25 protein-coding genes and 1 tRNA gene are annotated in these 24931 nt (G+C 69.2%); 14 read left to right on the plus strand and 12 right to left on the minus strand.

What is annotated here, in order from left to right:
- Positions 1-10 precede the first annotated feature (10 nt).
- Together AC3A3G_RS11965 and AC3A3G_RS11970 are read left to right on the plus strand one after the other, a co-directional pair.
- On the plus strand, positions 11-415 hold the full coding sequence (locus AC3A3G_RS11965; RefSeq protein ID WP_200168329.1) for a PTS sugar transporter subunit IIA: 405 nt from the start codon (positions 11-13) through the stop codon (positions 413-415).
- Positions 412-699 carry an HPr family phosphocarrier protein gene (locus AC3A3G_RS11970; RefSeq protein WP_368923314.1) on the plus strand — a complete coding sequence of 96 codons (288 nt, stop codon included), beginning with the start codon at positions 412-414 and terminating at the stop codon, positions 697-699. The genes AC3A3G_RS11965 and AC3A3G_RS11970 overlap by 4 nt, the downstream gene beginning before the upstream one ends.
- Here AC3A3G_RS11970 and mnhG read toward each other — a convergent pair.
- The 6 genes from mnhG to AC3A3G_RS12000 are packed head-to-tail and all read right to left on the minus strand — an operon-like array spanning position 659 to position 6755.
- Entirely contained in the window at positions 659-1093 is a 435-nt protein-coding gene (gene mnhG, locus AC3A3G_RS11975; RefSeq protein WP_292056400.1) for a monovalent cation/H(+) antiporter subunit G, read from the minus strand. The genes AC3A3G_RS11970 and mnhG overlap by 41 nt on opposite strands.
- Entirely contained in the window at positions 1090-1371 is a 282-nt protein-coding gene (locus AC3A3G_RS11980; protein ID WP_368923311.1) for a K+/H+ antiporter subunit F, read from the minus strand. The genes mnhG and AC3A3G_RS11980 overlap by 4 nt, the downstream gene beginning before the upstream one ends.
- The gene (locus AC3A3G_RS11985) at positions 1368-1865 is read right to left on the minus strand and encodes a Na+/H+ antiporter subunit E (protein ID WP_487488273.1); all 498 of its coding nucleotides are present in this window, start codon (positions 1863-1865) and stop codon (positions 1368-1370) included. Before AC3A3G_RS11985 ends, AC3A3G_RS11980 begins: the two co-directional genes overlap by 4 nt.
- Entirely contained in the window at positions 1862-3457 is a 1596-nt protein-coding gene (locus tag AC3A3G_RS11990; protein WP_125901911.1) for a monovalent cation/H+ antiporter subunit D, read from the minus strand. The genes AC3A3G_RS11985 and AC3A3G_RS11990 overlap by 4 nt, the downstream gene beginning before the upstream one ends.
- A complete protein-coding gene (locus AC3A3G_RS11995; protein WP_487488274.1) occupies positions 3454-3798 on the minus strand; it encodes a Na+/H+ antiporter subunit C in 345 nt (114 codons plus the stop codon). The genes AC3A3G_RS11990 and AC3A3G_RS11995 overlap by 4 nt, the downstream gene beginning before the upstream one ends.
- The gene (locus AC3A3G_RS12000; RefSeq protein WP_487488275.1) at positions 3795-6755 is read right to left on the minus strand and encodes a monovalent cation/H+ antiporter subunit A; all 2961 of its coding nucleotides are present in this window, start codon (positions 6753-6755) and stop codon (positions 3795-3797) included. Before AC3A3G_RS12000 ends, AC3A3G_RS11995 begins: the two co-directional genes overlap by 4 nt.
- Before the next feature lie 215 nt (positions 6756-6970).
- Here AC3A3G_RS12000 and AC3A3G_RS12005 point away from each other — a divergent pair, with 215 nt between their 5' ends.
- The 3 genes from AC3A3G_RS12005 to AC3A3G_RS12015 all read left to right on the plus strand — a co-directional run bounded on the left by AC3A3G_RS12005 (position 6971) and on the right by AC3A3G_RS12015 (position 10298).
- On the plus strand, positions 6971-8944 hold the full coding sequence (locus AC3A3G_RS12005; protein WP_487488276.1) for a TonB-dependent hemoglobin/transferrin/lactoferrin family receptor: 1974 nt from the start codon (positions 6971-6973) through the stop codon (positions 8942-8944).
- Positions 8827-9261 (plus strand): hypothetical protein, encoded by a 435-nt coding sequence (locus AC3A3G_RS12010; RefSeq protein WP_487488277.1) that lies wholly within the window; start codon positions 8827-8829, stop codon positions 9259-9261. Before AC3A3G_RS12005 ends, AC3A3G_RS12010 begins: the two co-directional genes overlap by 118 nt.
- A 62-nt stretch (positions 9262-9323) precedes the next feature.
- A complete protein-coding gene (locus AC3A3G_RS12015) occupies positions 9324-10298 on the plus strand; it encodes a DUF6607 family protein (RefSeq protein WP_200168323.1) in 975 nt (324 codons plus the stop codon).
- 49 nt (positions 10299-10347) lie between these two features.
- Here the strand turns inward: AC3A3G_RS12015 and hemA are convergent, their stop codons facing one another.
- Positions 10348-11595 (minus strand): 5-aminolevulinate synthase, encoded by a 1248-nt coding sequence (hemA, locus tag AC3A3G_RS12020; RefSeq protein WP_289648365.1) that lies wholly within the window; start codon positions 11593-11595, stop codon positions 10348-10350.
- Between the two features lie 115 nt (positions 11596-11710).
- Between hemA and pdxR (AC3A3G_RS12025) the strand changes: the two genes are divergently transcribed.
- The 4 genes from pdxR (AC3A3G_RS12025) (at position 11711) to AC3A3G_RS12040 (ending at position 16397) form a co-directional block, all read left to right on the plus strand.
- Positions 11711-13201, plus strand: coding sequence for a MocR-like pyridoxine biosynthesis transcription factor PdxR (gene pdxR, locus AC3A3G_RS12025; RefSeq protein WP_487488278.1), 1491 nt, complete (start codon positions 11711-11713; stop codon positions 13199-13201).
- A 116-nt stretch (positions 13202-13317) separates the two neighbouring features.
- Positions 13318-14454: an alanine racemase gene (gene alr, locus AC3A3G_RS12030; protein WP_487488279.1), complete on the plus strand. Its 1137-nt coding sequence runs from the start codon at positions 13318-13320 to the stop codon at positions 14452-14454.
- Positions 14451-15212, plus strand: coding sequence for a YggS family pyridoxal phosphate-dependent enzyme (locus AC3A3G_RS12035; protein ID WP_487488280.1), 762 nt, complete (start codon positions 14451-14453; stop codon positions 15210-15212). The genes alr and AC3A3G_RS12035 overlap by 4 nt, the downstream gene beginning before the upstream one ends.
- 27 nt (positions 15213-15239) lie before the next feature.
- The gene (locus tag AC3A3G_RS12040; RefSeq protein ID WP_487488281.1) at positions 15240-16397 is read left to right on the plus strand and encodes a DegT/DnrJ/EryC1/StrS family aminotransferase; all 1158 of its coding nucleotides are present in this window, start codon (positions 15240-15242) and stop codon (positions 16395-16397) included.
- A 6-nt stretch (positions 16398-16403) separates the two neighbouring features.
- Here AC3A3G_RS12040 and pdxY read toward each other — a convergent pair whose 3' ends face one another.
- From pdxY to AC3A3G_RS12055, 3 genes are all read right to left on the minus strand, one after another.
- Entirely contained in the window at positions 16404-17204 is an 801-nt protein-coding gene (gene pdxY / locus AC3A3G_RS12045; protein ID WP_487488282.1) for a pyridoxal kinase, read from the minus strand.
- Between the two features lie 17 nt (positions 17205-17221).
- The gene (gene glyA, locus AC3A3G_RS12050; protein ID WP_487488283.1) at positions 17222-18490 is read right to left on the minus strand and encodes a serine hydroxymethyltransferase; all 1269 of its coding nucleotides are present in this window, start codon (positions 18488-18490) and stop codon (positions 17222-17224) included.
- A gap of 114 nt (positions 18491-18604) precedes the next feature.
- Positions 18605-18841: a thioredoxin domain-containing protein gene (locus AC3A3G_RS12055; protein WP_125901901.1), complete on the minus strand. Its 237-nt coding sequence runs from the start codon at positions 18839-18841 to the stop codon at positions 18605-18607.
- 117 nt (positions 18842-18958) lie between these two features.
- On the opposite strand from AC3A3G_RS12055, the gene pdxR (AC3A3G_RS12060) reads away from it, so the two are divergent.
- The 3 genes from pdxR (AC3A3G_RS12060) to AC3A3G_RS12070 all read left to right on the plus strand — a co-directional run bounded on the left by pdxR (AC3A3G_RS12060) (position 18959) and on the right by AC3A3G_RS12070 (position 21056).
- The gene (gene pdxR, locus AC3A3G_RS12060) at positions 18959-20398 is read left to right on the plus strand and encodes a MocR-like pyridoxine biosynthesis transcription factor PdxR (protein WP_200168315.1); all 1440 of its coding nucleotides are present in this window, start codon (positions 18959-18961) and stop codon (positions 20396-20398) included.
- Positions 20399-20461: 63 nt separating this feature from the next.
- A tRNA-Cys gene (locus AC3A3G_RS12065) sits at positions 20462-20535 on the plus strand.
- 32 nt (positions 20536-20567) lie between these two features.
- Entirely contained in the window at positions 20568-21056 is a 489-nt protein-coding gene (locus AC3A3G_RS12070) for a peroxiredoxin family protein (RefSeq protein ID WP_487488284.1), read from the plus strand.
- Here the strand turns inward: AC3A3G_RS12070 and AC3A3G_RS12075 are convergent.
- Positions 21032-21481 carry an RrF2 family transcriptional regulator gene (locus AC3A3G_RS12075; RefSeq protein ID WP_200168313.1) on the minus strand — a complete coding sequence of 150 codons (450 nt, stop codon included), beginning with the start codon at positions 21479-21481 and terminating at the stop codon, positions 21032-21034. The two genes, AC3A3G_RS12070 and AC3A3G_RS12075, sit on opposite strands and share 25 nt — an antisense overlap.
- A gap of 124 nt (positions 21482-21605) precedes the next feature.
- Between AC3A3G_RS12075 and AC3A3G_RS12080 the strand changes: the two genes are divergently transcribed.
- Together AC3A3G_RS12080 and hmpA are read left to right on the plus strand one after the other, a co-directional pair.
- A complete protein-coding gene (locus AC3A3G_RS12080; RefSeq protein WP_234287867.1) occupies positions 21606-21923 on the plus strand; it encodes a TehB family protein in 318 nt (105 codons plus the stop codon).
- A gap of 55 nt (positions 21924-21978) precedes the next feature.
- Positions 21979-23181: an NO-inducible flavohemoprotein gene (hmpA, locus tag AC3A3G_RS12085; RefSeq protein WP_200168312.1), complete on the plus strand. Its 1203-nt coding sequence runs from the start codon at positions 21979-21981 to the stop codon at positions 23179-23181.
- A 66-nt stretch (positions 23182-23247) separates the two neighbouring features.
- Here the strand turns inward: hmpA and AC3A3G_RS12090 are convergent, their stop codons facing one another.
- Entirely contained in the window at positions 23248-24927 is a 1680-nt protein-coding gene (locus AC3A3G_RS12090; protein WP_200168311.1) for an alkaline phosphatase D family protein, read from the minus strand.
- Positions 24928-24931 lie beyond the last annotated feature (4 nt).

A 24931-nucleotide genomic window follows, 5' to 3' on the forward strand; every position in this document is an offset into this window, starting at 1 on the left:
TGAAGCCTATATGATCGGGCTGGTGATCGTCACCCACGGGGGCCTGGCCTCCGAATTCCTGTCGGCGATGGAGCACGTGGTGGGGCCGCAGCGCGGCGTCGCCGCCATCTGCATCGGCCCTGAAGACGACATGGAGCGGCGCCGCCGCGACATCGTCGACGCCGCCGCCGCCGTCGATGAAGGCGCAGGCGTCATCCTGCTGACCGACATGTTCGGCGGCACGCCGTCCAACCTGGCCATCTCGGTGATGGAGCAGACCGGCGCCGAGGTCATCGCCGGACTGAACCTGCCCATGCTGATCAAGCTGGCCAGCGTGCGCGGCCGCGAGACGCTGGAGGCCTGCGTGGCCCACGCCCAGGATGCGGGCCGCAAATACATCTCGGTGGCGTCGTGGGTGCTGGCGGGCGAGAAATGAGCGACGCCGCCCCTTCCGCCCAGGCGGTGCTGAACATCTGCAACCAGCGCGGCCTGCACGCCCGCGCCTCGGCCAAGTTCGTCAAGCTGGCCTCCGAGTTCGAATCCGAGATCAAGGTGACGCGCGACGGCGTGACCGTGGACGCCCGCTCGATCATGGGCCTGCTGATGCTGGGCGCCGGGATCGGCTGCGGCGTCGAGGTCAAGGCCGAGGGGCCGGACGCCGCCGAGGCCGTCGCCGCCCTTACCGACCTTGTGGCGCGTCGCTTCGACGAGGATCAATAGCCGTCAGGTCCGGCGGCGTGCGCACCACCCCGTCGCACTCGCCCTCCAGCGGCACCCGCACCCCGTCGCCGGAGCGATCGGTCCGGTCGCGGAACAGGGCCGCGCGCGCCAGGATGATCAGCGTCACCGGCGTCGTCACCGTGAAGAAGACCGCCACCAGCAGCTCGACCGGCATGAACCGCCCTTCGGCCGCGGTGAAGTAGACCACCGACCCGCCCAGGATCAGGAACATGCCCAGCGTCGCCCCCAGGGTCGGGGCGTGAACCCGCTCATAAAAGGTCTTGAGCCGCACCAGGCCCAGGGCGCCGACGAAGGTCAGGCCGGAACCGGCCAGCACCAGCCCCGCCGCCAGCAGCGCCGCCCAGGCCGGGACGTTTGCGGGAAAGCCGCTCATTCGATCACCTCGCCGCGCATCAGGAATTTGGCCAGGGCGACCGATGAGGTGAAGCCCAGCATGCCGATGATGACGGCCGCATAGAAATACAGGTGGCTGCCCGTCCGCACCCCGAAGGCGACGACCAGCAGCATCCCGGCCTGATAGACGGTGTCCAGCCCCAGGATGCGGTCCTGAGCGCGCGGCCCCTTGGCGATGCGCCAGACCCCGATCAGGGCCGTCCCGGCCAGCAACAGCTGCGCCACAACCAGCGCCCAGTAGAAGACGGCGCCGCTCATTCGAAGATCTCCATCAGGCGGCGCTCGTAGCGGTTCTTGATGCGGTCAGCCCAGTCGTCCTCATCACGAAGGTCCAAAATGTGCAGCAACAGGACGCCCGTGGCGTCCTCATACTCGACCCAGATGGTGCCCGGCGTGCTGGTGATGATCACCGCCAGAACGGCCAGGCCGTATCGGTCGCGCATCTCCAGCGGAATATGGACGAAGCCCGAGACGCGGCTGTCGCGCGAGGCGTTCAGCCCCAGGACGACCAGAGCCACCTCCCAGTTCGACCGGATGATGTCGCGCGCGACCACCAGGCCGAAGCTCAGCAGGGTCAGCGGCTTTCTGACGCGAACCGGCTCGACCTCCAGGGCGCGCATGATGTGGGGCGCGGCCAGGGCCATCAGCAGGGCCAGCGCCAGAGACGGCGGCGCGGCCGATCCGCTGAGCAGCACCGAGGCCCCGAACAGGGCCAGCGACAGGATGGGGTGAGGCAGGACCGCCCGGATCATGAGCCGCCTCCCAGCACCGCGCGGACATAGGCGTCGGGCCGCACCAGCCAGTCGGCCGTGTGGTCGGCATAGGCGAAGCCCGCCTCGCCGAAGATCGCCAGGAAGATGCAGGCCGCCAGCAGGCCCGCGATGGCCACGCCTTCGGCGGCGCCGACCACGACCGCCGGCTCGGCGTCGTCGTCCCGCGCCCACAGGGCCGCCATGCCCAGGCGCGTCAGCCCGATCAGGGCGCCCAGCGACGCCAGGGACAAGGCCGCGATCACCGTGTAGCCCGCCCAGCCGCCGACGCCCGACAGGGCGTCCATCATCGCCAGCTTGCCGATGAAGCCCGCCAGCGGCGGCAGGCCCGCGATCATCAGGGTCGAGATCAGGAAGGCGCCGCCCAGGGCCGCCACCGCCGCCGGAATGACCAGACCGGGCTCGTTGCGCTCCTCGTCGTCAAAGGGATCGATGTACTCGTCCTCGAAGACGGCGCGGCCCGAGCGCGCGCCGGGATCCTGCCCCCGGTTCAGCACCTCGGCCAGCATGAACAGGGCGCCGCAGGCCAGGGTCGAGCCGACCAGGTAGAAGACCGCCCCGCCCAGGACGTCGGTGTTGCCGATGCCGACGGCCGCCAACACAGTGCCCGACGAGACGATGACGGCGTAGGCGGCGGCGATCGACAGATCGCGCGCGGCGATCATCCCGGCGGTGCCGAAGCCGATGGTCGCCAGGCCGCCCAACAGAATCCACAATTGGCCGAACCCGGCCGAGGCGCCGCTGTCCGGCGCGAACAGCAGGAAGCTGAGGCGGATGATCACATAGGCGCCGACCTTGGACAGGATGGCGAAGACCGCGGCGGCCGGGGCGCTGGCCGCCGAATAGGTGGTGGTCAGCCAGAAGCCCAGCGGCCACATGGCGCATTTGGTCAGGAAGGCCACGCCCAGGACGGCCGCGCCGACGTGGAACAGGCCCCGGTCCGCCTCGGCGATCTGGGGGATGCGCACGGCCAGATCGGCCATGTTGAGGGTGCCGGTGACGCCGTAGATCAGGCTGACCCCGATCAGGAACAGCATGGAGGCCGTCAGGTTGACGGCGATATAGGCCAGGCCCGCCCGGATACGCGCCTCGCCCGACCCATGCAGCGCCAGACCGTAGGAGGCCGCCAGCATGATCTCGAAGAAGACGAAGAGGTTGAACAGGTCGCCCGTCAGGAAGGCCCCGTTGACCCCCATGACCAGCAACAGGAACAGGGCGTGGAAACGCGGCCCCGCCCGGTCCCATCGCGCCAGGGCGAAGATCATGGAGCAGGCGCCCAGGACGCTGGTCAGGGCCACCATCAAGGTCGACAGACGGTCGGCCACCAGGACGATGCCGAACGGCGCCGGCCAGTCGCCCAGTTGATAGACGCGAGCGGTGTCACCCCCGCCCGTCGCCCCGGTCGCGCTCTCGTGCAGCAGGGCCAGGGCCATGGCCAGGATGGCCGCCATGGCGAACAGGCTGAGCCCGCCCTTCAGCAGGCGGCGACGCTCGTCGAACAGCAGCATGGCCGCAGCGATGACCATGGGCAGAACGATCGGCCCGATGATCAGGTGTTCCTGCCAGTCGGTCATTCGGGCGCCTCCTGGCCGTCGACATGGTCGCTGCCGGTCTCGCCGCGCGAAGCCAGCAGCACCACCAGGAACAGGGCCGTCAGCGCGAAGCTGATGACGATGGCCGTCAGCACCAGGGCCTGGGGCGTCGGGTCGGCGTAAAGTGCAGGGTCTTCCGCGCCCTTGCTGGCGATCGGCGGCGCGGCCGAGCGCAGCCGCCCCATGGAGAAGATGAACAGGTTGACCGCATAGGAGACCAGCGACAGGCCGATGATGACCTGGAAGGTGCGCGGACGCAGCATCAGCCACACGCCCGAACCGGTCAGGACGCCGATGGCCAGGGCCAGGACAATCTGGGTCATTGCGCCCCTCCCTTCTGCTCGGCCTCGGCTTCCGCTTCGGCCTCGGCTTCCTCGATGCGCGCGCGGCGCAGCGACTGGTGGGCCAGGGCGACCAGCACCAGCACCGTGGCGCCCACCACCAGCACCACCACGCCCAGGTCGAACAGGACGGCGCTGGCCAGCGGCACGCGGCCCAGCAGCGGCAGATCGGCGTACTGGAAATAGGTGGTCAGGAAGGGCTGATCGAAGATCCAGCCCACCGCCCCGCTGAGCGCGGCCAGCAGCAGGCCGACGCCGATCCAGATGATCGGGCGGATCTCCAGCCGCTCCTCCACCCAGCGGGCGCCGGACGACATATATTGCAGGATGAAGGCGATCGACAGCGCCACACCCGCCGCGAAGCCGCCGCCGGGCAGATCATGCCCGCGCAGGAAGAGGTGCACGGCCAGCAGGATGATGAAAGGGAACAGCCAGCGCATCACCACGCCGGGGATCATCATGGTGTCGCTGAGGGTGTCGCCCTCGGTGCGGCCTTCGCGGGCGCGGTCCGAGGCGTCCTGCACCCGCTTCTGCATCGGCTGGGACAGGCTGTCGCTGGCCGGGCGGAAACGACGCAACAGGGCCAGCACCGTCAGGCCGACGACGCCCAGGACGGTGATCTCGCCGAAGGTGTCGAAGGCGCGGAAGTCGACCAGGATGACGTTGACGACGTTGCGGCCGCCCGCCTCCTCATAGGCCTTCTCGACGAAGAAGCGCGACACGCCCTCGACCGGCGGGCGCACCATGACGGCCCAGGCGATCAGGGCCACGCCCGCCCCGGCGCAGACGGCGATCCCCCGGTCGAGACGACGACGCCAGCGGGCGCGGCGCTGCTCGGACTCGGGCACATGGATCTCGGCCAGGCGCTTGGGCAGCCAGCGCAGGCCCAGCAGCAGCAGCACCGTCGTCACCACCTCGACCACCAGCTGGGTCAGGGCCAGATCGGGCGCCGACAGCCAGACGAAGGTCAGGCAGCTGGCCAGACCCGCCCCGCCCATCAGGATGACGGCGGCCAAGCGGTGATACTTGGCCTGCCAGGCGGCGGCCAGGGCGCAGGCCCCGCCCGCCAGCCACAGGGCGGCGAAGGCCAGGTTGTGCGCCTGGGGAACGCGGAACTCGGGCCAGGTCAGCACAAAGCCGCCCGCCGCCGCCACGGCCGCCGACAGCAGGGCCGTCAACAGGATCAGGCGCAGCTGCGGCTGCAGGCGCCGCGCGCCCAGATGACGCACGATCCACTGCGACAGGTCCATCAGAATGACCTGGGATCGCTCGAACAGATAGCCGCCGTTCAGCCGCTTCATGCCCCAGGGGCCGCCGCGCGGATTGGCGTTCAACGCCTTGCCGAACACGACATAGAGGCCGATCCCGCCCGCCATGGCGATGACGCTGAGCAGCAGCGGCAGGTTGAAGCCGTGCCACAGGGCCAGGCTGTATTGGGGCAGGTCAAAGCCCAGCATGGTCACGGCTGCGCTGCGCAGGAAGGGGCCGACGGTGATGGCGGGGAAGATCCCGACCAGCAGACACAGGGCCACCAGCACCTCGACCGGGCGCCGCATCCAGGCCGGCGGCTCATGCGGGACGCGGTCCAGCTCGGTCGGCGGCGGGCCGAAGAAGGTGCTGTGAATGAAGCGCAGCGAATAGAGGACGCTAAAGGCGCTCGCCAGGGTCGCCAGCACCGGCAGGGCCTGGTTCAGCGCCGAGGTCTGGGTGCTGGCCAGGGCCTCGGCCAGGAACATCTCCTTGGACAGGAAGCCGTTCAGCAGCGGCACGCCCGCCATGGCGGCGGCGGCGACCATGGCCAGGGTGGCGGTGATCGGCATGAAGCGGATCAAGCCGCTGAGCTTGCGCATGTCGCGCGAGCCGGCCTCGTGGTCGATGATGCCCGCCGCCATGAACAGGGAGGCCTTGAAGGTGGCGTGGTTGATGGTGTGGAAGATGGCGGCGATGGCGCCCAGGTCCGACCCCAGGCCCAGCAGCAGACAGATCAGGCCCAGGTGGCTGATGGTCGAATAGGCCAGCAGGCCCTTCAGGTCGTGCTGGAAGATGGCGCACCAGGCGCCGACCAACAGGGTCGTCAGGCCCAGGCCCCCGACCACGAAATACCACATCTCGGTCTCGCCGAAGACGGGCCAGAACCGCATCAGCAGGAAGACGCCCGCCTTCACCATGGTGGCCGAGTGCAGATAGGCGCTGACCGGCGTCGGCGCCGCCATGGCACGCGGCAGCCAGATGTGGAACGGGAACTGGGCGCTCTTGGTCAGGGCGCCGATCAGGATCAGGCCCAGGGCGACCGGGTACAGCGGGCTGGCCAGGATGACGTCGCGCGCGCCGATGACGGCGTCCAGCTCATAGCTGCCGACGATGCGCCCGATCAGGATCATGCCGACCAGCAGGGCCACCCCGCCCGTCGCCGTGATCGACAGGGCCATGCGCGCGCCCTCGCGCGCCGAGGCGTTCTGGTGCCAGTAGCCGATCAGCAGGAAGGAGAAGAGGCTGGTCAGCTCCCAGAAGACGACCAGCTGGATCAGATTGCCCGACAGCACCACGCCCTGCATGGCGCCCATGAAGGCCAGCAGGAAGGAGAAGAAGCGCGGCACCGGATCCTTCGGCGACATGTAGTAGCGCGCATACAGCACCACGAGCGCGCCGATCCCCAGGATCAGGGCGCTGAACAGCCAGGACAGGCCGTCCAGGCGAATGGTCAGATTGACCCCCAGAGACGGCAGCCATGCCAGGGTCAGCTTCAGCACCTCGCCGTCCTGGAACCTGGGCCAGAGCACCGCCAGACAGCCGACGCTGATCAGGGCGATGATCCACGACAGGATGGCCGCAGCGGTGCGCGCATGGCGCGGCAGCCCCGAGGCGATCATGGCCCCGATGAAGGGCAGGACGAGAATGACGAGCAAGAGGAAGCTGGCGGGCACGGGCGTGTCGATCATCTCCGAAAAAATTTTGGGACGGCGTCCGAAAGGCTGCGGATCGCGCCTTCTCGTTCTGCCAGAGTTTTTCCTAAGGGAAATGACGCGCTTGCGTCAAGGCGACGAGTTGGCGCGATTGTGACCGTAGCGGGAACGATTGAAGCGTCAAAAGACTAAGATTGATTCTGATAATCGTTCGCATTAAAGCAGGCCCAGTTTCAACCGGGGTCTCGCCGATGCGCTCGCTACTCATGATTTCCGTCGGGCTGACCGCCCTCGCCGCCGCTGTTCCCGCCATCGCCGCGCCCGCCGTCGAAGACAATGCGATCGACCTGAACGAGCCCGTGCGCGTGGCCCCGGTCACCGTCGTCGGCACCCGCACCGAGCGCCGCGTCGACGAAGTGCCCGCCAGCATCAGCGTCATCACCGCCAAGGATATCGAGACCAACCTCGTCACCGACATCAAGGATCTGATCCGGTTCGAACCGGGCGTCAGCGTCCCGACCAGCCCCGCCCGCTTTTCGGCCGCCCTGTCGGGCGCCGGGCGCGACGGCAATTCCGGCTTCACCATTCGCGGCATGGGCGGCAACCGCGTGCTGATCGTGCAGGACGGCGTGCGCGTGCCGGACGGCTTCGCCTTCGGCGCCCAGTCGGTCGGTCGCGGCGGCTATAACGACCTGGATCTGGTCAAGTCGGTCGAGATCCTGCGCGGTCCGGCCTCGGCCCTCTATGGTTCGGACGGCATCGCCGGCGCCGTCAGCTTCACCTCGAAAGACCCGGCCGACTTCATCGAGGCGGGCCGCAACTTCGGCGCCCGCGCGCGCGTCGGCTACAACTCGGCCGATGAAGGCTGGACCGAGGGCCTGGCCCTGGCCGGGCGCAGCGGCGCCTTCTCGGGCCTGCTGGCCTACACCCGTCGTGACGCTCAAGAGACCGAAAACATGGCCGAGACGGGCGGCGTCGGCGCGGCCCGCACCCAGCCCAACCCGCAGGATTTCGCCTCCAACGCGGTGCTGGCCAAGCTGGTCTGGGACGTGAACCCGGACCACGTCGTGCGCCTGACCTATGACCACTTCGACCAGGACATGAGCGGCGACGCCCTGAGCACCCGCGGCTCCAGCACCATGGCCATGCCCGGCCGCACCACCGTCACCACCGTCAATCAGGTTCTGGCCGAGGACGAGACCCAGCGCGACCGCGTCAGCCTGGACTGGCGCTTCAGCGACTTCCTGGGCCTGGACAAGGGTTCGGTCGCCGGCTTCTGGCAGGAGGCGACGACCCGCCAGTTCACCTTTGAAGACCGCGACATCACCACCATCGTCGGCGCCGCCCCGCCGGCGACCGTCTCGGGCGACCGCACCCGCGACGTGACCTTCGACAACGCCGTCTGGGGCCTGGCGGCGCAGGGGTCCAAGAGCTTCGTCGGCGAGGCCGTCCGCCACCGCGTCACCTTCGGCGCCGACTGGTCGCGCACGACCCAGGAAGGCGTCCGCGACGGCACAGCGCCGCCGACCGGCGAAACCTTCCCGACCCGCCCCTTCCCCAAGACCGAGTTCGATCTGGCGGGCCTGTTCATTCAGGACGAGATCGACCTGTTGGGCGGCCGCCTCAGCATCATCCCGGCCCTGCGCTACGACTGGTATGAGCTGACGCCCAAGAAGGACGCCCTCTTCCCCGCCGCCGCCGAGAAGCAGAGCGACAGCCATCTGTCGCCCAAGATCGGCGTCATCTACTGGGCCGACGACCACTTCGGCGTCTTCGCCAACTACGCCCAGGGCTTCAAGGCGCCCTCGCCGATGCAGGTGAACAACTTCTTCGCCAACCCGGTGTTCGGCTATGAGTCCATCCCCAACCCGGACCTGAAGCCCGAGACGAGCGAGAGCATCGAGGGCGGCTTCCGCTTCCGCAACCTGGACCTCTTCGGCGGGCACCTGTCGCTGCAGACGACGGCCTTCCGCACGGAATACGACGACTTCATCAACCAGGTGGTGGTGCGCGGCACGGGTCGTCCCGGCGTCGACCCGCTAATCTATCAGTACGTCAACCTGACCACGGTGAAGATCTGGGGTCTGGAAGCGCGCGGCGACATCCATTGGGACAACGGCTTCTCGACCATCGTCGCCGCCTCCTTCGCCGACGGCGAACAGGAGACGGAGGGCGAGCGCGGCGCCCTGACCAGCGTCGATCCATCAAGCTGGTCGGCGGCCTGAACTACGCCGCGCCCTCGGGCGTCTGGGGCGGGAGCGCCACCGTCACCTGGTCGGACAAGAAGTCGAACCATGAGTGCGGCGGCGGCCTGTGCTGGCCGGGCGACTCCTTCACCCTGCTGGACGTCACCGCCTATTGGAACGTGGCTGAGCGGGCCACCCTGCGCGCCGGCGTCTTCAACGTCTTCGACGAGAAATACGCCTGGTGGAGCGACGTACGCGGCCTGAGCCGCCCCGCCGTCGGCGCCAGTCCCGCAACGCTGGACGCCTTCACCCAGCCGGGCCGCAACGTCGGCGTCTCCCTGAGCGTCCGCCTGTGAACCCGACCATGACCCAGAAGCGCAAGCTTAAGCCCCGCACCCCGCAAGCAAATGGAGCCCCCATGCGCGCCATCCTGATCGCCGCCGCCCTGCTGACCGGCGCGCCCGCCGCCCAGGCCATGCCCGCCGCCCTCGCGGCCCAAACTCAGACCCAAGCCCCCGCCAGCGCCTTTGAACGCGATCGTCAGGCCATCCTGGCTCAGGTCGGCGACTATCGCGTGCGTTTCGACATGCGCGAGACCGTCAGCCTGCAGGCTGACTATCAGCCGTTAGAACCCAAGCGGTCCGGCGGCACCGAGATCGTGCGCGTCGTCTATGACCAAGGCGACCGCATCAGCCTGCAGCACATCCTCGTCATGCACCACGAGGGCCAGACCGTCCTGGTCAAGCACTGGCGTCAGGACTGGGTCTATCAACCCGAAACCGTGCTGACCTACGCCGGCCCGAACCAGTGGACCCTGACCCCCGTGTCGGCTGAAGCGCGTCGCGGCGCCTGGTCCCAGACAGTGTGGCAGACGGACGACTCGCCGCGTTACGGCGGTGTCGGCCGCTGGACCTACGACAACGGCATGACCGTCTGGACGTCCGGTCCGACCTGGCGTCCGCTGGCCCGGCGCGACGCCGTGCGCAACCCGGTCTATGACCGCTACCTCGGAACTAACCGGCACGTCATACGGCCCGGCGGCTGGGTTCACATTCAGGACAACGTCAAGATGACCGGCCGCAATGGCGGCGAGCCACTGGTCGTGGTTCAGGAAGACGTGGTCAACACCTATGACGCCTCGACCGCCTTCGACCCCAAGCTAGGCGACGACTACTGGGCCGCCACTCAAGACTATTGGGGCGAGGTTCGCACCGCCTGGGACGCCGTCATAGCTCGCGACAACGGCGTTCATGTCCAGGAGGTCGCCGACACAGGCGCCGCCACCAGCGCCTCGCTGATGGAGATGGCCGATAAGATTCACGCCGGCGAACTGACCACCCCGGCCGCCATCGAGCAAGCCCGCGCCCTGATCAACCGGGCGACCCGGCGCTGATCGTCTCGCCCCTCGCCGCCTGCACGCGACGAGGGGCGTCGTTACCACGTCAGGCGTGCGCCATACTCGCACCCGCCCGTCGCGAGAACCGGCGCCAGTCGGGGTTATCGGCCCAGACGGCGGCCAGAGCCTCCAGCAGATGATCCTCGTCGTCGTCGCTGTGCAGCGGCGTCGGCGTGACGCGCAGCCGCTCGGTCCCGCGCGGCACCGTGGGGAAGTTGACCGGCTGGATATAGACGCCGTGCTCATCCATCAAGGCGTCCGTCACCGCCCGCGCCGTGGCCGCGTCGCCGATCATCACCGGCAGGATATGGCTGGGGCTGGGCAGGACCGGCAGGCCCAGCCGCTGCATCCCCGCCTTGATCGAGGCGGCGCGCGCGGCGAGCGCCCGGCGCGGCGCGCCGTCGGCCTTCAGATGACGCAGGGCCGCCCGCACCCCGGCCACGACCGAGGGCGGCAGGGCCGTGCTGAAGATGAAGCCCGGCGCGTGGCTGCGCACGAAATCGACCGCCGCCGCATCGCCCGCCACATAGCCGCCCATGGCGCCGAACCCCTTGCTGAGGGTGCCCTGGATCATGCTGATGCGATGCGACTGGCCGTCGCGCTCGGCCACGCCCGCGCCGCGCGCGCCGTACAGGCCCACGGCGTGAACCTCGTCCAGATAGGTGAAGGCGCCGTGCTTTTCGGCCACGTCGCAGAGGGCGGCGATGGGGGCGAAGTCGCCGTCCATCGAATAGCAGCTCTCGAAACAGACCAGCTTGGGCCGATAGCGGCAGACCCCGCTCATCAGCCGATCCAGATCGCGCCAGTCGTTGTGGGCGAAGATGTGCTTCTCCACGCCCGAGCGCCGCACGCCCTCGATCATGGAGGCGTGGTTCAGGGCGTCGGAAAAGATCACCGCCCCCGGCAGGCGCGACGCCAGCGTCGACAGGGCCGCGTCATTGGCCGCATAGCCTGAGGTGAACAGCAGCGCCGCCTCCTTGCTGTGCAGATCGGCCAGATCGCGCTCCAGCAGAACGTGCTCGTGGCTGGTGCCCGAGATGTTGCGCGTCCCGCCCGCGCCCGCGCCATAGGTGCGGATCGCGCCCTGCGCCGCCTCGACCACCTCGGGATGGACGCCCATCGACAGATAGTCGTTCGAGCACCAGATGGTGATGGTCCGCTCGCGCCGGTGATCCCAGGCGTAGGGCGCGCCTTTCGACAGCCGCTCCAGATCGGCGAAGACGCGATACCGGCCCTCCTGCTTCAGATCGTCCAGATCGCGGCTGAAGAAGTCGGCGAAGTCGAAAGCGCCCATGACATCACATCCCATCACAGGACGGGCGGCGACATTGCCATCCCGCCGGGGGCGTGACACCTAACGCTGCATTGGCCGGATCATTCCGGCCACTTTGGAAAGAAGTCGCAGACCATTGCTGAAGCGCGCCCAGCTGGAATCCGTTCAGGCCTTCATGGACCACCCGGCCCAGTCCGGCCTGCCCCTGCACGCCCGCATCCAGCGCGCCGTGCGCCAGTTGATCGTCGAGCGATCGCTGACGGCGGGGCGGCCCCTGCCCTCGTCGCGGACGCTGGCCCGGTCGCTGGGCGTGTCGCGCGACACGGTCGAGACGGCCTATGCCCAGCTTCACGCCGAGGGCTTCATCGAGCGGCGCGTCGGCAGCGGCAGCTTCGTCTGCGAGCTGACCGAACTGGGGCTGAAGCGCGGCGTGCTGCGCCCGGCAGGCCGCCGCCCCGCCCTGCAACCGGCGACGGCGCCGACCCTGAGCAAACGCGGGCAGGCGATGGCCGACAGCGGGGGTCTGCGCGATCCTTACGCTCCGCTGGCCTTCTCGCCCGGCGTGCCGGAGACGCGGCTGTTTCCCTTCGCCCAGTGGGACCGGCTGCACCGCCTGACCCTGCGCGAGGAGGGCGCCGCCGCCCTGCACCACGGCGACCCGCAGGGCCATCCGCGCCTGCGCCGCGCCATCGCCGGCTATGTGAACCTGGAACGCGGGGCGCGCGCCGATCCCGACCAGATCCTGATCCTGACCAGTTCGCAGCAGGCCCTGTCCCTGTGCGCCCGGGTGCTGGCCGATCCCGGCGACGGCGTCTTCATCGAAGACCCGGCCTATCAGGGCGCCGCCAAGGCGCTGGACGCGGCGGGGCTGAAGCGCCTCCCCGTGGCGGTCGATGCCCAGGGGCTGAGGACCGACGACCTGCTGGCCCGGCGTGAGGATGGGCGAGCGGTCTTCGTCACCCCCTCGCACCAGTTTCCGACCGGCCGCACCCTGTCGCTGGACCGGCGGCTGGCCCTGATCCAGTGGGCGGCCGAGCATGACGCCTGGATTCTGGAAGACGATTACGACAGCGAGTTCCACTATGCCGGGCGGCCGACCGCCTGCGTCCAGGGCTTGGACCCCCACGACCGGACCCTTTATCTGGGCACCTTCACCAAGTCGCTGTTTCCGGGTCTGAGGCTGGCCTATCTGATCCTGCCGCGCCCTCTGGTCGAGCCGATGGTGGCGGCGCGCAGCCTGATGGACGGCTTCACCGCCTCGGTGGCGCAACTGACCCTGGCCCGCTTCATCGAGGACGGCCGGTTCGGCGCCTATGTCCGCACCATGCGCGGCGTCTATGCGGAACGGCTGGATGCGCTGGAGGCGGCGGTGAGGGCTCGCCTGCCCCACGTCGTCACGCCCGACCGGCCTGTCGGCGGCTTACAGATGCCCTGCTTCCTGAAGGACGGCTTTGACGAGGCCGAGACGGTGCGCGCGGCCCGGCGCGTCGGCGTCCATCTGACCGGCCTGACGCCCCTGCACGACGCGGGCGCGGGCCGTCCCGGCTGGTTGATGGGCTTCGCCGCCTCGACCCCGGCCGAGATCGACGCCGCCGTCGATCGGCTGGCGAAGCTGTTCCCCGCGTGATCGACGCTTACAAAGCGGTCTGACGATCTGCGCCGACGTGGCGGGGAATGGCCGGGATATAGGTGTCTAGGGTGCGGATGTCGGCGGTCAGCCGACGCCGTGAGAGTTCCCGTCCCTTGCCTGCCCTCGCCCTGTTTCCGACCGACCCGCCCGGCCGCCGATCCGACCACGGCGGCGGCCGGATTCGCGTCTCCCTCGGCGCCGTCGCCGCCAACTATCGCGCCATGCGCGGTCAGGTCGCGCCCGCCGCCTGCGCCGCCGTGGTCAAGGCCGACGCCTATGGTCTGGGCGCGGCCCGCATCGCGGCCGCCCTCTATGACGCCGGATGCCGCGTCTTCTTCGTCGCCCATCTGTTCGAGGCGGTGGACCTGCGCCGCGTCCTGCCCGCCGACGCCGAACTGTTCGTGCTGAACGGTTTGGCGCCGGGCGCCGAATACGCCGCCCTGGCCGCCGGAGCGATCCCCGTGCTGAACAGTCGCGAGCAGATGGAGGGCTGGGCGCGTCTGGGCCGGGCCGTCGGGCGGCCGCTGGCGGCGGCGATCCAGTTCGACACCGGCATGTCGCGGCTGGGCCTGCCGCCCGAGGACGCCGCCTTCGCCTTCGACCCGGACGGCCCGATCCGCTGGATCGAACCGCGCCTGATCCTCAGCCATCTGGCCGTCGCCGACACGCCCGGCCACGCAGGCAATGCGCGCCAGCGTCAGGCCTTCGAGCGCATTCTGGCCCACGCGCCCCAGGGCGCCCCGCGCTCGCTGGCCAACTCGGCCGGTTGCTGGCTGGGCCAGGACTATCACTACGACCTGTGCCGGGTCGAGGCGGCCCTGTTCGGGCTGGACGCCTCCCCCTCTGCGCGGCCCATGCAGCCGGTGGTCGAGGTGACGGGCCGCGTCATCCAGACCCGCGCCGTGCCTGCGGGCGCCGGCGTCGGCTACGGCTGGGCCGTTACAGCGGCTAAGGGAATGGGGCTGGCCACCATCGGCGTGGGCTATGCCGACGGCTGGCCGCGCCAGTTATCGGCGAGCGGCGCCGCCGCATTCGAGGGGCGGTTGCTGCCCTTCGTCGGGCGCATCTCGATGGACAGTCTGGTCGTGGATATCAGCGCCCTTCCGCCTGACGCGCTGAAGGCAGGCGATCAGGTGGAACTTCTGGGCCCCAACCGCACGCCGGAACAACTGGCGCTGGACGGCGCGACCATCGACTATGAAGTCATCGCGCGGCTGGGCCGCCGCCTGTGTCGGGAGTATGTTTCGTGACCCTTTCGCCTGAAAACCTCGAACGCTTCGGCCCCGATCCGCGCGAGCGGTTCGCCGCCAATCTGGCGCTGGTTCATCGCCGCATCGCCGCTGCCTGCGAACAGGTCGGGCGGCCGATCGACAGCGTGCGCCTGTTGCCGATCACCAAGACGGTTCCGGCCGAGATACTGCGTCTGGCGTGGGCCGCGGGCGTCACCGACTTCGGCGAGAACAAGCTGCAGGAGGCCCGCGACAAGGCCGAGGCCATGGCCGACCTGTCGATGCGCTGGCACGTCGTCGGCCACCTGCAGTCGAACAAGGTCAAATACCTGACCCGTCTGGCGGACGAGTTCCATGCGCTGGACAGCCTCAAACTGGCCGAGGTGCTGGACAAGCGGCTGGAGACCGACGGGCGCGACATGAAGATCTATGTCCAAGTCAACACCTCGGGCGAGGAGAGCAAGTTCGGCCTGCATCCCGACGACGCGCTGGACTTCATCGAACGGCTGGAGGCCTTTCCCCGGCTGAAGCCGCAGGGGCTGATGACGCTGGCGGTGTTCAGCGACGATCCCGACCGGGTGCGGCCCTGCTTCACCCTGTTGCGGTCCCTGCGCGACCGGGCCGAGCGCATCGATGCGCGCGTCACCGGTCTGTCGATGGGCATGACCGGCGACTACGAACTGGCCGTGCGCGAAGGCGCGACCGTGGTGCGGGTCGGACAGGCCATCTTCGGCCCGCGCCCGACGCCGAACGCCCACTACTGGCCCGGTCTGGCCTGACCAACCTTCCCTCCCCGGAGTAACCGCGTGTCCATTCCCTTCATCGATCTTCTCAGCCAGCGCCGCCGCATCGGCCCGGCCATCGACGCCGCCCTGATGGAGGTCGCGGCCAGCGGCCAGTACATCATGGGTCCGGCGGTCGGCGCCTTTGAACAGGCCCTGTGCGACTTCGGCCAGGCGCCCCACGCCCTGTCCTGTTCCAATGGAACGGATGCGCTGGTGCTGCTGATGATGGCGTGGGGCGTGGGGCCGGGAGACGCCGTCTTCTGCCCCGCCTTCACCTTCGCCGCCACGGCCGAGGTGGTCGCGCTGGCTGGCGCTACGCCGGTCTTCGTCGACATCCGCCCCGACACCTGGACAATCGACCCCGACCACCTGCGCGCCGCCGTCGAGGCGGTCGAGCGCGAGGGCGTGCTGAAACCCCGCGCCGTCATCGCCGTGGACCTGTTCGGCCAGCCCGCCGACTATCCCGCCCTGTCGAACATCACCCAGAAACACGGGCTGAAGCTGATCGCGGATTCGGCGCAGGGGTTCGGCTGCACCCTGAACGGCCGACACCCCATCCATTGGGCCGACGCGACGACGTTGAGCTTCTTCCCGGCCAAGCCTCTGGGCGCCTATGGCGACGGCGGCGCGGTGCTGATGAAGGAGGCGGCCCTGATGGATCACCTCATTTCCCTTCGCGTCCACGGTCAGGCGACGGCGGCGGACGCGGCAGCGCAGGGCTTTGCGCATGACCCCAAATATCTGAACCCGCGTCTGGGCATGAACGGGCGTCTGGACACGTTGCAGGCCGCCGTCCTGCTGGAGAAGCTGAAGATCTTCCCGGAAGAGATCGAACGCCGCAACCGCATCGCCGAGCGCTATGTGCAGGGGTTGGCCGGTCGTGTGGCGGCGACGCCGGTGGTCATTCCCGGCGGCCGTTCGGTCTGGGCCCAGTTCACCGTCGAGCACGACGACCGCGACGCCCTGGCCGCCCATCTGAAGACGCAGGGCGTGCCGACCGCCGTCTATTATCCGATCCCCCTGCACCGCCAGCCCGCCTATCGCCATCACCCGATCGGCCCCGGCGGTCTGGCCGTGACCGAGGCCAGGGCGGAACGCGTCATCAGCCTGCCGATGAGCGCCTATCTGGACGAGGCGGTACAGGACCGGGTGATCGCCGCCGTCGCCAGCTTCGGCTGAGGGCTTTCAGCTCTCGGTCAGGCGCATCTCGAAGGCGCCCGCCGCCTGGGTCCGCAGCAGAACGGTCTGGACCTCGGCGGTGGCGCGGGCGGCGGCCTCGGCCAGCCCCTCGCCGCGCATCAGCCAGCCGGTCAGGTATGCGGTGAACAGGTCGCCGGTGCCGCTGGGCCGGATCGGAATGCGGGGAATGGAGGTGCGATGGGCGACGCCGCCGTCGACCGCCACGGTCTCGACCTCGCCGGGCGCGGTGTCGGTCAGGACGCAGCCTGTCACCACCGTCCGCCCGGTTCCCCGCGCGTTCACGATGCGCGTCGCCTCGATCACCTCCTCGACCGTATCGGGCCGTTCGCCGACCAGTCGGCCCAGCTCGAACTGGTTGGGGGTGATGATGTCGGCCATCGGCGTCAGGAAGTCGCGGAACTGTTCGATCAGGCCATCGGCGACGAAGACGCCCAGATCATCGTCGCCGATCACCGGGTCGCAGATGTGCAGCAGGGCGGGGTTCTTCGCCTTCCAGCGACGCAGGAAACCCGCCGTCGCCGCCGCATTGGAGGCCGAGCCCATATAGCCCGTGACCACCGCCCCGGATGTCATGGGCAGGTCGCGCTCCTCGACCCCCAACAGCAGGTCGGCGACCAGTTCCGTCTCCAGAATCCGGCCGCGCATGGTGGGATAGTGCGGGTGATTGGACAAAAGGGTGGTCGGCACCGCCGCCACCTCCAGCCCCATGGCCTGCATCGGCTGGACCGCCGCGCTGTTGCCGACGTGGCCGTAGACGACCTGGCTTTGAATCGAGATGACCCGCACGCGCGTTCGGAACCTCCTTAAGCGGGCGTCAGCGCCGGTCCGGCGATCGGCCAGGCCCGCGTCAGTTCTCTTCCCTGCGCCTTCACCGCCGCGCTGTCGAGATCGCCGTCGCGCAGACCCTTGAGGATGGTCAGGATCATGCCGCCGACCGTGCGGAACGCCTCGGCGTCGAACCCGCGCGAGGTCGAGGATGGCGAGCCCAGCCGCAGCCCGGACGTCACCATCGGCGAGGCCGCGTCATAGGGGACCGCGTTCTTGTTGGCGATCAGGCCGTGATCCTCAAGCGCCTCGACCGCCGCCTTGCCGGTCAGGCCGAAGGGGCGCAGATCGACCAGCACCAGATGACAGTCCGTCCCGCCCGAGACGAGGCGCAGGCCCCCGTCCGCCAGCGTCTGGCCCAGTACGCGGGCGTTCACGATCACCGCCTTGGAGTATTCGACGAAGTCCGGCTGCAACGCCTCATGGAAGGCCGCCGCCTTGCCCGCGATGACGTGCATCAGCGGCCCGCCCTGGGTGCCGGGGAAGACCGCCTTGTCGATGCGCCGCGCCAATTCCGGATCGTTGCACAGGATCAGGCCGCCGCGCGGGCCGCGCAGGGTCTTGTGCGTGGTCGAGGTGGTGACATGGGCGTGCGGCGTCGGATTGGGATATAGGCCCGCCGCGATCAGCCCGGCGTAGTGGGCCACGTCGGCCACCAGATAGGCGCCGACCTTGTCCGCGATCTGGCGCATCCGGGCGAAGTCGATGCGGCGCGGATAGGCCGAGCCGCCCGCATAGATCAGGCGCGGCCGGTCCTGAAGGACGCGCTGTTCCATGTCGTCATAGTCGATCAGGTCGTCGTCCTCGCGCACCCGATAGGCGCTGACCTCGAACCACTGGCCCGACAGGCTGACCGGCGAGCCGTGCGTCAGGTGGCCGCCGCAGGCCAGGTCCAGCCCCATGATGCGGTCGCCGGGCCTGATCAGGGCGAACAGCACGGCCAGGTTGGCGTTGACGCCCGAGTGCGGCTGGACGTTGGCGTAGGCCGTGTCGAACAGGGTGCAGGCGCGCTCGATGGCCAGCTTCTCGGCGATGTCAACCGCCTCGCAGCCGCCGTAGTAGCGGCGGCCCGGATAGCCCTCGGCGTATTTGTTGGTCAGGACGGAGCCCTGCGCCTGACGCACGGCGGCGCTTACGATGTTCTCGGACGCGATCAGCTCGATGCTGTCCTGCTGGCGCTGGCGCTCCAGCATCAGGGCTTGGGCCAGTTGCGGGTCCAGAGCCCGCGTCGCCAGTTCGGAAGTCATGCCGTCTCCGTCAGTCGGATAAAAAAGGGGCGGGTCGGGCCGATCTGAGGAGGAGGGACGCCGACCCGCCAAGCGGCCTTCGCCTCGGGGGAGAGGGCGAGGGCCGAACGTCGATCAACGCAGGGCGGACAGGTCCGCGCCGTGGTTGATGTGATAGACGGCGCCGTCGATGACGAAGGCGGGCACCGACTTGACGCCTGCAGCCTCAGCCTCATCCAGGCGGCCCGGCGCCTCGCCCAGATGGACGACCTCGACCGCGTAGTCAGCCGGGTTCAGCGCCCCGGCGAAACGCTGCTCCGCATCGACGCAGACGGTGCATCCGGCATGATAGAAAACAGCTTTGCGGGCCATGACGCCTATCCCTTCGCTCTGTCCGACAGCGGTGTTGCTGTGCGGGATCGAGCGTGGGATACCCATCTGACGGCCTGCCGCTAAGAGCCGCTTTATTCAAAATGGATAGGCCGGTTCATGGGGCGAAGCGCCATCGTCATCGAGTTGATCGACAACCCGGCCCAGCCGATCTTCATCAACCTGGCCGCCTCCATCGTCCGCGAGATCGAGCGCGGGCGGCTGAACCCGGGCGACCGTCTGCCGGGCACGCGCGCCCTGGCGGCGACGCTAAGCCTGCACCGGAACACGATCGATGCGGCCTATCAGGAGCTGATCCTGCAGGGCTGGCTGGCGGCCGAGGCGTCGCGCGGCACCTATGTCGCGCGCGATCTGCCTGACCTGGGCGTCTGCGGCTGGAACGAAAGCGAGGCGGCGCCGATTTCGCCGTTGCGGCCGAGCGCGACGCCTGCGCCCCTGCGCTTTTCGGACGGCGCGCCGGACGCCCGACTGATGCCCGGCGCGGAACTGGCGCGCGCCTTTCGCCGGGCGGTGTCGGCGGCGGGCCTGCGCATGCTGACCGGCTATGGCGATCCGCGCGGCGCGCCGCCGCTGCGCGCCTCCCTGGCCCGCTATCTGACGGCCGAGCGCGGCCTGACGGCGGGCGCCGACGACGTGCTGGTGACGCGAGGCAGCCAGATGGCCCTGTTCCTGGCGGCGGGCGCCGTGCTGGAGCCAGGTCAGGCGATCGCGGTCGAGGATCCCGGCTATCCGCTGGCCTGGCAGGCCTTCCGCGCGGCGGGCGCCCGCGTGGTCGGCGCCCCCGTCGACGGCCAGGGTCTGAACGTCGACCGGCTGGAGGCCCTGCTGGCGCGCGACCCGGAGATCCGCGCCGTCTATGTCACGCCGCACCATCAGTATCCGACCACGGTGACGCTGGGGGCCGGGCGGCGGCTGCGGCTGCTGGATCTGGCCCGCCGCCATGGCCTGACGTTGATCGAGGACGACTACGACCACGAATACCGCTTCGAGGGCCGCCCCGTGCTGCCACTGGCCTCCCGCGCCCAGGCGGAGAACCGGGTGGTGCACATCGGCTCAGTCTCCAAGCTGCTGGCTCCGGCCCTGCGCATCGGCTACGCGACCGGGCCCCGGCCGATCCTGGCGCGCATGGCGCGGCTGCGCGAAGCCGTGGACAGGCAGGGCGACGTGCCGCTGGAACACGCCCTGGCCAAGCTGATCGACGAAGGCGACCTGGGCCGTCACGCGCGCAAGGCGCGCCGCATCTATGAACAGCGCCGCGACCTGCTCGCGACCGAAATCGCCCAGGCCCTGGGCGACGTCGCGACGTTCGAACGCCCCGCCGGAGGCCTGGCCCTGTGGCTGAAGGTGAACGCTTCCATCGACGCCGCCGCCTGGGCCGCGGCCGCGGAAAAGGCGGGCCTGATGCTCACCTACGGCGGCCAGTTGCAATTGGACCCGGCGCAAAGGCTGAACGCCTTCCGCCTGGGCTTCGCCAGCCTGGATGACGATGAATTGCGACGCGCGGTAAAGCGGCTGGCCGCGACGAAACCGGCCCCTTGAAGACGTGCAAACCGGCCGAGGCCAAGTCGGTCGTCGCCTGCTATCGAAGCTCCACACGCCGAAGGCCGGATGGCGGAGCGGTTACGCGACGGAGTGCATATCCGTCCAGCCTGGTTCGATTCCAGGTCCGGCCTCCATCGGCGCGCTGATGTCGACAAAGAGACCGCCCATGCCTCGTCCCGCACCGCCGATCGAAGCCGCCGAATGGCTGAACGCCCCGGAGCCGGTGCGCCTGACGGACCTGGCCGGCAAGGTGGTCTGCATCGTCTTTCTGCAACGCCTGTGCCCCGGCTGTTCGCATTACGCCCTGCCCCAGGCTCGCCGCGTCGCCGAAACCTTCACCTCGGGCGAGGTCGTGGTGCTGGGCGTGCACAGCGTGTTCGAACATCACGAACAACAGTCGGACCGTGCGGGCCTGGCTCGATGGCTGGCGGACAACGGCTGCCGTTTTCCCGTCGCCGTCGATGCGCCGTCCGAAACGACGACCGCGCCGCGAACCATGACCGCCTATAACCTACAGGGCACGCCCAGTCTGGTGCTGGTCGATCGGCAGGGGAGGATGCGCACCCGCCGTTTCGGTCCGGTCTCGGACATGCAACTGGGCGCCGAGATCATGGCCTTGCTGTTGGAGCGTCAACCCGCATCCGGCGAATCCTGAGCCGCCGGCGCGGCGGCGAACAGGCCCGCCATGTCGATCCGGCGGCTGAGTAGACCTTCCAGGGTGTAGCCGTCCAGCACCTTCATGAAGGCGGCCAGGGCCTGATGCAGGGCGCCCGTCAGGCCGCAGGCCGGGGCGATGACGCAACTGCCGCAATCGACCAGATCAAAGCCGTCCTCGGTATGGCGCACCACGGCGCCGACGTTGATCTGATCCGGCGGACGCGCCAGCCGCACCCCGCCGAACCGCCCGCGCACGCTGACCAGATAACCCGCGCTCACCAGGTCGCTGACCACCTTCATCAGATGGTTCTGCGAGATGCCGTAGGCCTGGGCGATCTCGGCGATCGAGCACAGCCGATCCTGGCGCGCCCCCAGATAGAGCAGCACCCGCATGGCGTAGTCGGTGTAGCGCGTCAGGCGCATTCAGCCTCTCAGAAGCCTCGGCGATCAGCGCGTCATCGCGCCGCAGAAAATTATATGCATCCTCGTTGCATGTTTCAAACGCGGGCTATAGATGCATTATCAATGCATCAATGGAGCGAAGGCGATGAACGGCCGCTCGCATAGCCAGCAACCCCAGCCGACGGGCGCCTCGCCGCCCGCGCCCTATCGCTCCACCCCGGTGTTCGACGCCGCCACCCTGCCCCCCGCCCTGCGAGCCGAACACAGCCTCAAGGCCGGAACCTGGGGCCTGATCCAGGTGCTGGAGGGCGAGGTTCGCCTGACCTATAGCGACCCGCACATGACCACTGTCCTGAAGCCCGGAACGCCGGGCCGCATCGGACCGCAGCAGGTTCATTTCGTCGAGCCTCTGGGGCCGATGAAGATGCGTGTCGACTTCTTTGACCGGCCGCCCGACGGCTAGGGCCCGGCCTTCCCCCTTCCTTCCCTTCCACATCGCAACGCCTAGGAGTTTCCTGATGGCTCAAGCCCTCAGCGAGCGCACGATCGCGCTTGTCAAAGCCACTGTCCCCGCGCTCGAGGCCCACGGCCTCGACATCGTCCGCGAGATGTATTCGCGGATGTTCCAGAACCCCGAGATCCGCGATCTGTTCAACCAGTCGCACCACGGCGACGCCGGCTCGCAACCGCGCGCCCTGACCGGCGCCATCCTGGCCTACGCCGCCAACATCGATAACCTGGGCGCCCTGGCGGCCGCGGTCGAGCGCATCGCCCAGAAGCACGTCGGCCTGCAGATCCTGCCCGAACACTATCCGCACGTCGGAAACGCCCTGCTGGGCGCCATCGCCCATGTGCTGGGCGAGGCCGCGACCGAGGAGATCATGACCGCCTGGGGCGAGGCCTACTGGTTCCTGGCTAACATCCTGATCACCCGCGAGGCGGCCATCTATGAAGACCTGGCGACGGCCCACGGCGGCTGGAACGGTTGGCGCGCCTTCGAGGTGGTCGAGGTGCGTCCCGAAAGCTCGGTCATCACCTCCTTCGTGCTCAAGCCCAAGGACGGCGGCCCGGTGCTGCGCCACCGGCCCGGCCAGTATCTGACCTTCTGGTTCGACATCCCCGGCCATCCGCCGATCAAGCGCAACTACTCCATCTCCTGCGCTCCGAACGACGTGACCTATCGCATCTCGGTCAAGCGCGAGGACAAGGGTCTGGCCTCGGGCTGGCTGCACGACAACGCCCGCGTCGGCATGGTGCTGAAGGTCGGGGCTCCGGCGGGCGACTTCTTCCTGCCCGAGACGCCGCCGCGCCCGGTCGTCCTGCTGTCCGGCGGCGTGGGCCTGACGCCGATGGTGTCGATGCTGGAGGCCCTGGTCGCCGAGAAGGCCAACACCGAGGTCCACTATGTCCACGGCGCCTATGACGCCGGGGCGCACGCCATGGGGCCGCACATCCGCGCCCTGACGGCGGCCCATCCGCGCGCGCGCAGCACCGTCTTCTATGAAGCCCCCGCCAATGACGGCGACGGCCATGACCATGCGGGGCGCATCTCCGGCGCCTGGCTGAGTCAGCAGACGCCGATCCAGGAAGCCGACTACTATCTGTGCGGCCCGCGCCCCTTCCTGCGCGCCCTGGTGTCGGACCTGCGCGACGCCGGCGTTCCGGCCGACCGCATCCACTATGAATTCTTCGGCCCGGCCGACGAAATCCTCGCCGCCTGAGGCTGTGATCCGGTCCGCGCCGCACGGCGGGGCGGACCGGAGACAGGCCAGAAAGGAAGCTGGCGATCAGACGCCCGTGATCGCCCCATCGGCGCGGTTCACGCCGACCCGCTTCAACGTCGTGACCTCGAACGGCTTGGCGAAGATGGTCGAGACCTGCATCAAGGCCGCCTCGGCCCGGTCCTCGGTCAGGGTCAGCAGGATGAAGCCCTTGGCCGACTGGTCGCAGAAGCGCACCTCGTCATTGGCCTGCATCAACGCCGCGCCCAGGGGAAAGCCGCCGATGGCGTCGCCGATCGAGGGGCTGGAGACTGCGCTGGTCCCGAACTCGACCGCCCGGCGCGCGCCGCCGGCGTCCTTCAGCTCATTGACCCAGAAGGCGTGGCTGTCGCCCGCCAGGACGATGGGCTGCACCCCCGCCTCGGCGAAGGCGGCGTAGAGCCGCTCGCGCCCGGCCGGATAACCGTCCCAGGCGTCGAGGTTGAACGGCAGGCCCATCTTGAACAGGAACAGGGCCTGTTCGAACTGGTCGCGATAGGCTTCGGGGATCTGGGCCATCAGGCCCTGAACCTGGGCCTCGGTCAGGGTGCGCGACACGTCGGGACCGGCCACGCGCGCCATGACGACCTGATTGCCCAGCACCTGCCACGGACGGCCCTTGGCCTTGGAGGCGGCCAGTTCGCGCTTCAGCCAGTCGCGCTGTTGCGGTCCCATCAGATCGCGGGCGGGGTCGTTCAGCTTGGCGCGGAAGGCGTCCAGGTCCAGCACCGGCTCGCCGTCCGGCCCGTCCTTGGCGGTCAGATCCTTGTCATAGGCCAGCGGTTCGGTGCGGCCGGTCAGGCGGGTCTCGACCATCATCAGGCTGGCCAGATCGCCGAAGTGGAAGCTGCGGTGGATCGCCTCCTTCAGCGCGCCGGGCGCGGCCTCGCGGATCGGCATCCACTCATAATAGGCCTTCAGCGCCGCCGCCTTGCGCAGAGCGAAGTCGCCTTCGGTCTCGGGCTGGTGGTTCTCGGCGCCGTGCAGCCAGGCGTCGTTGGCCGTCTCGTGGTCGTCCCAGACGCAGATGAAGGGCGCGCGGGCGTGGGCGGCCTGAAGGTCGGCGTCGCGCTTGTACTGGGCGTGGCGCAGCCGATAGTCGGCCAGGGAGACGATCTCGTGCGCCGGCTCGGGCACGCGGCCCAGCTTCGGGCCGGTCGCCATGCCATAGGCGTCGGAATCCGCACTGTATTCGTAGATGTAGTCGCCCAGGTGGACCACGGCGTCGAGTGTCGGCAGGGCGGCGATCGCCTCATAGGCGTTGAACAGGCCGCCGGGGTGCAGCTGGCACGACACCACCGCCAGATTGACCGGCGCGACGCCCTCCGCCGCCAGGGTGCGGGTGCGGCCCATGGGCGAGCGCGTCTCGCCCACGGCGAAATCGTAGCGATAGTCGCGGCCGGGACGCAGGCCCGCCGCGTCGACCTTGACCGTATAGTCGCGCTCAGGCCCCGTCTCGAACCGGCCCGAGGCGACGACCCGGTCGCCCTGCCCGTCCAGCACGCGCCAGGCGACCGAGACCGGCCCGACATGGCCGTCCGCCGGGGTGACGCGCGTCCACAGGATCACCCGGTCGGTCGCCGGATCGCCCGAGGCCACGCCGTGGGCGAAGGCGACAGCGACGCCTTCGCCTGACGGGACCGTGGCGCAGCCCGCCGCCGCGCCCGCGCCGAACAGGCCCAGAAGGCCGCGACGGTTCATGGTCATGGCT

It is taken from the genome of Brevundimonas sp. Soil_N_31 (assembly GCF_057655995.1).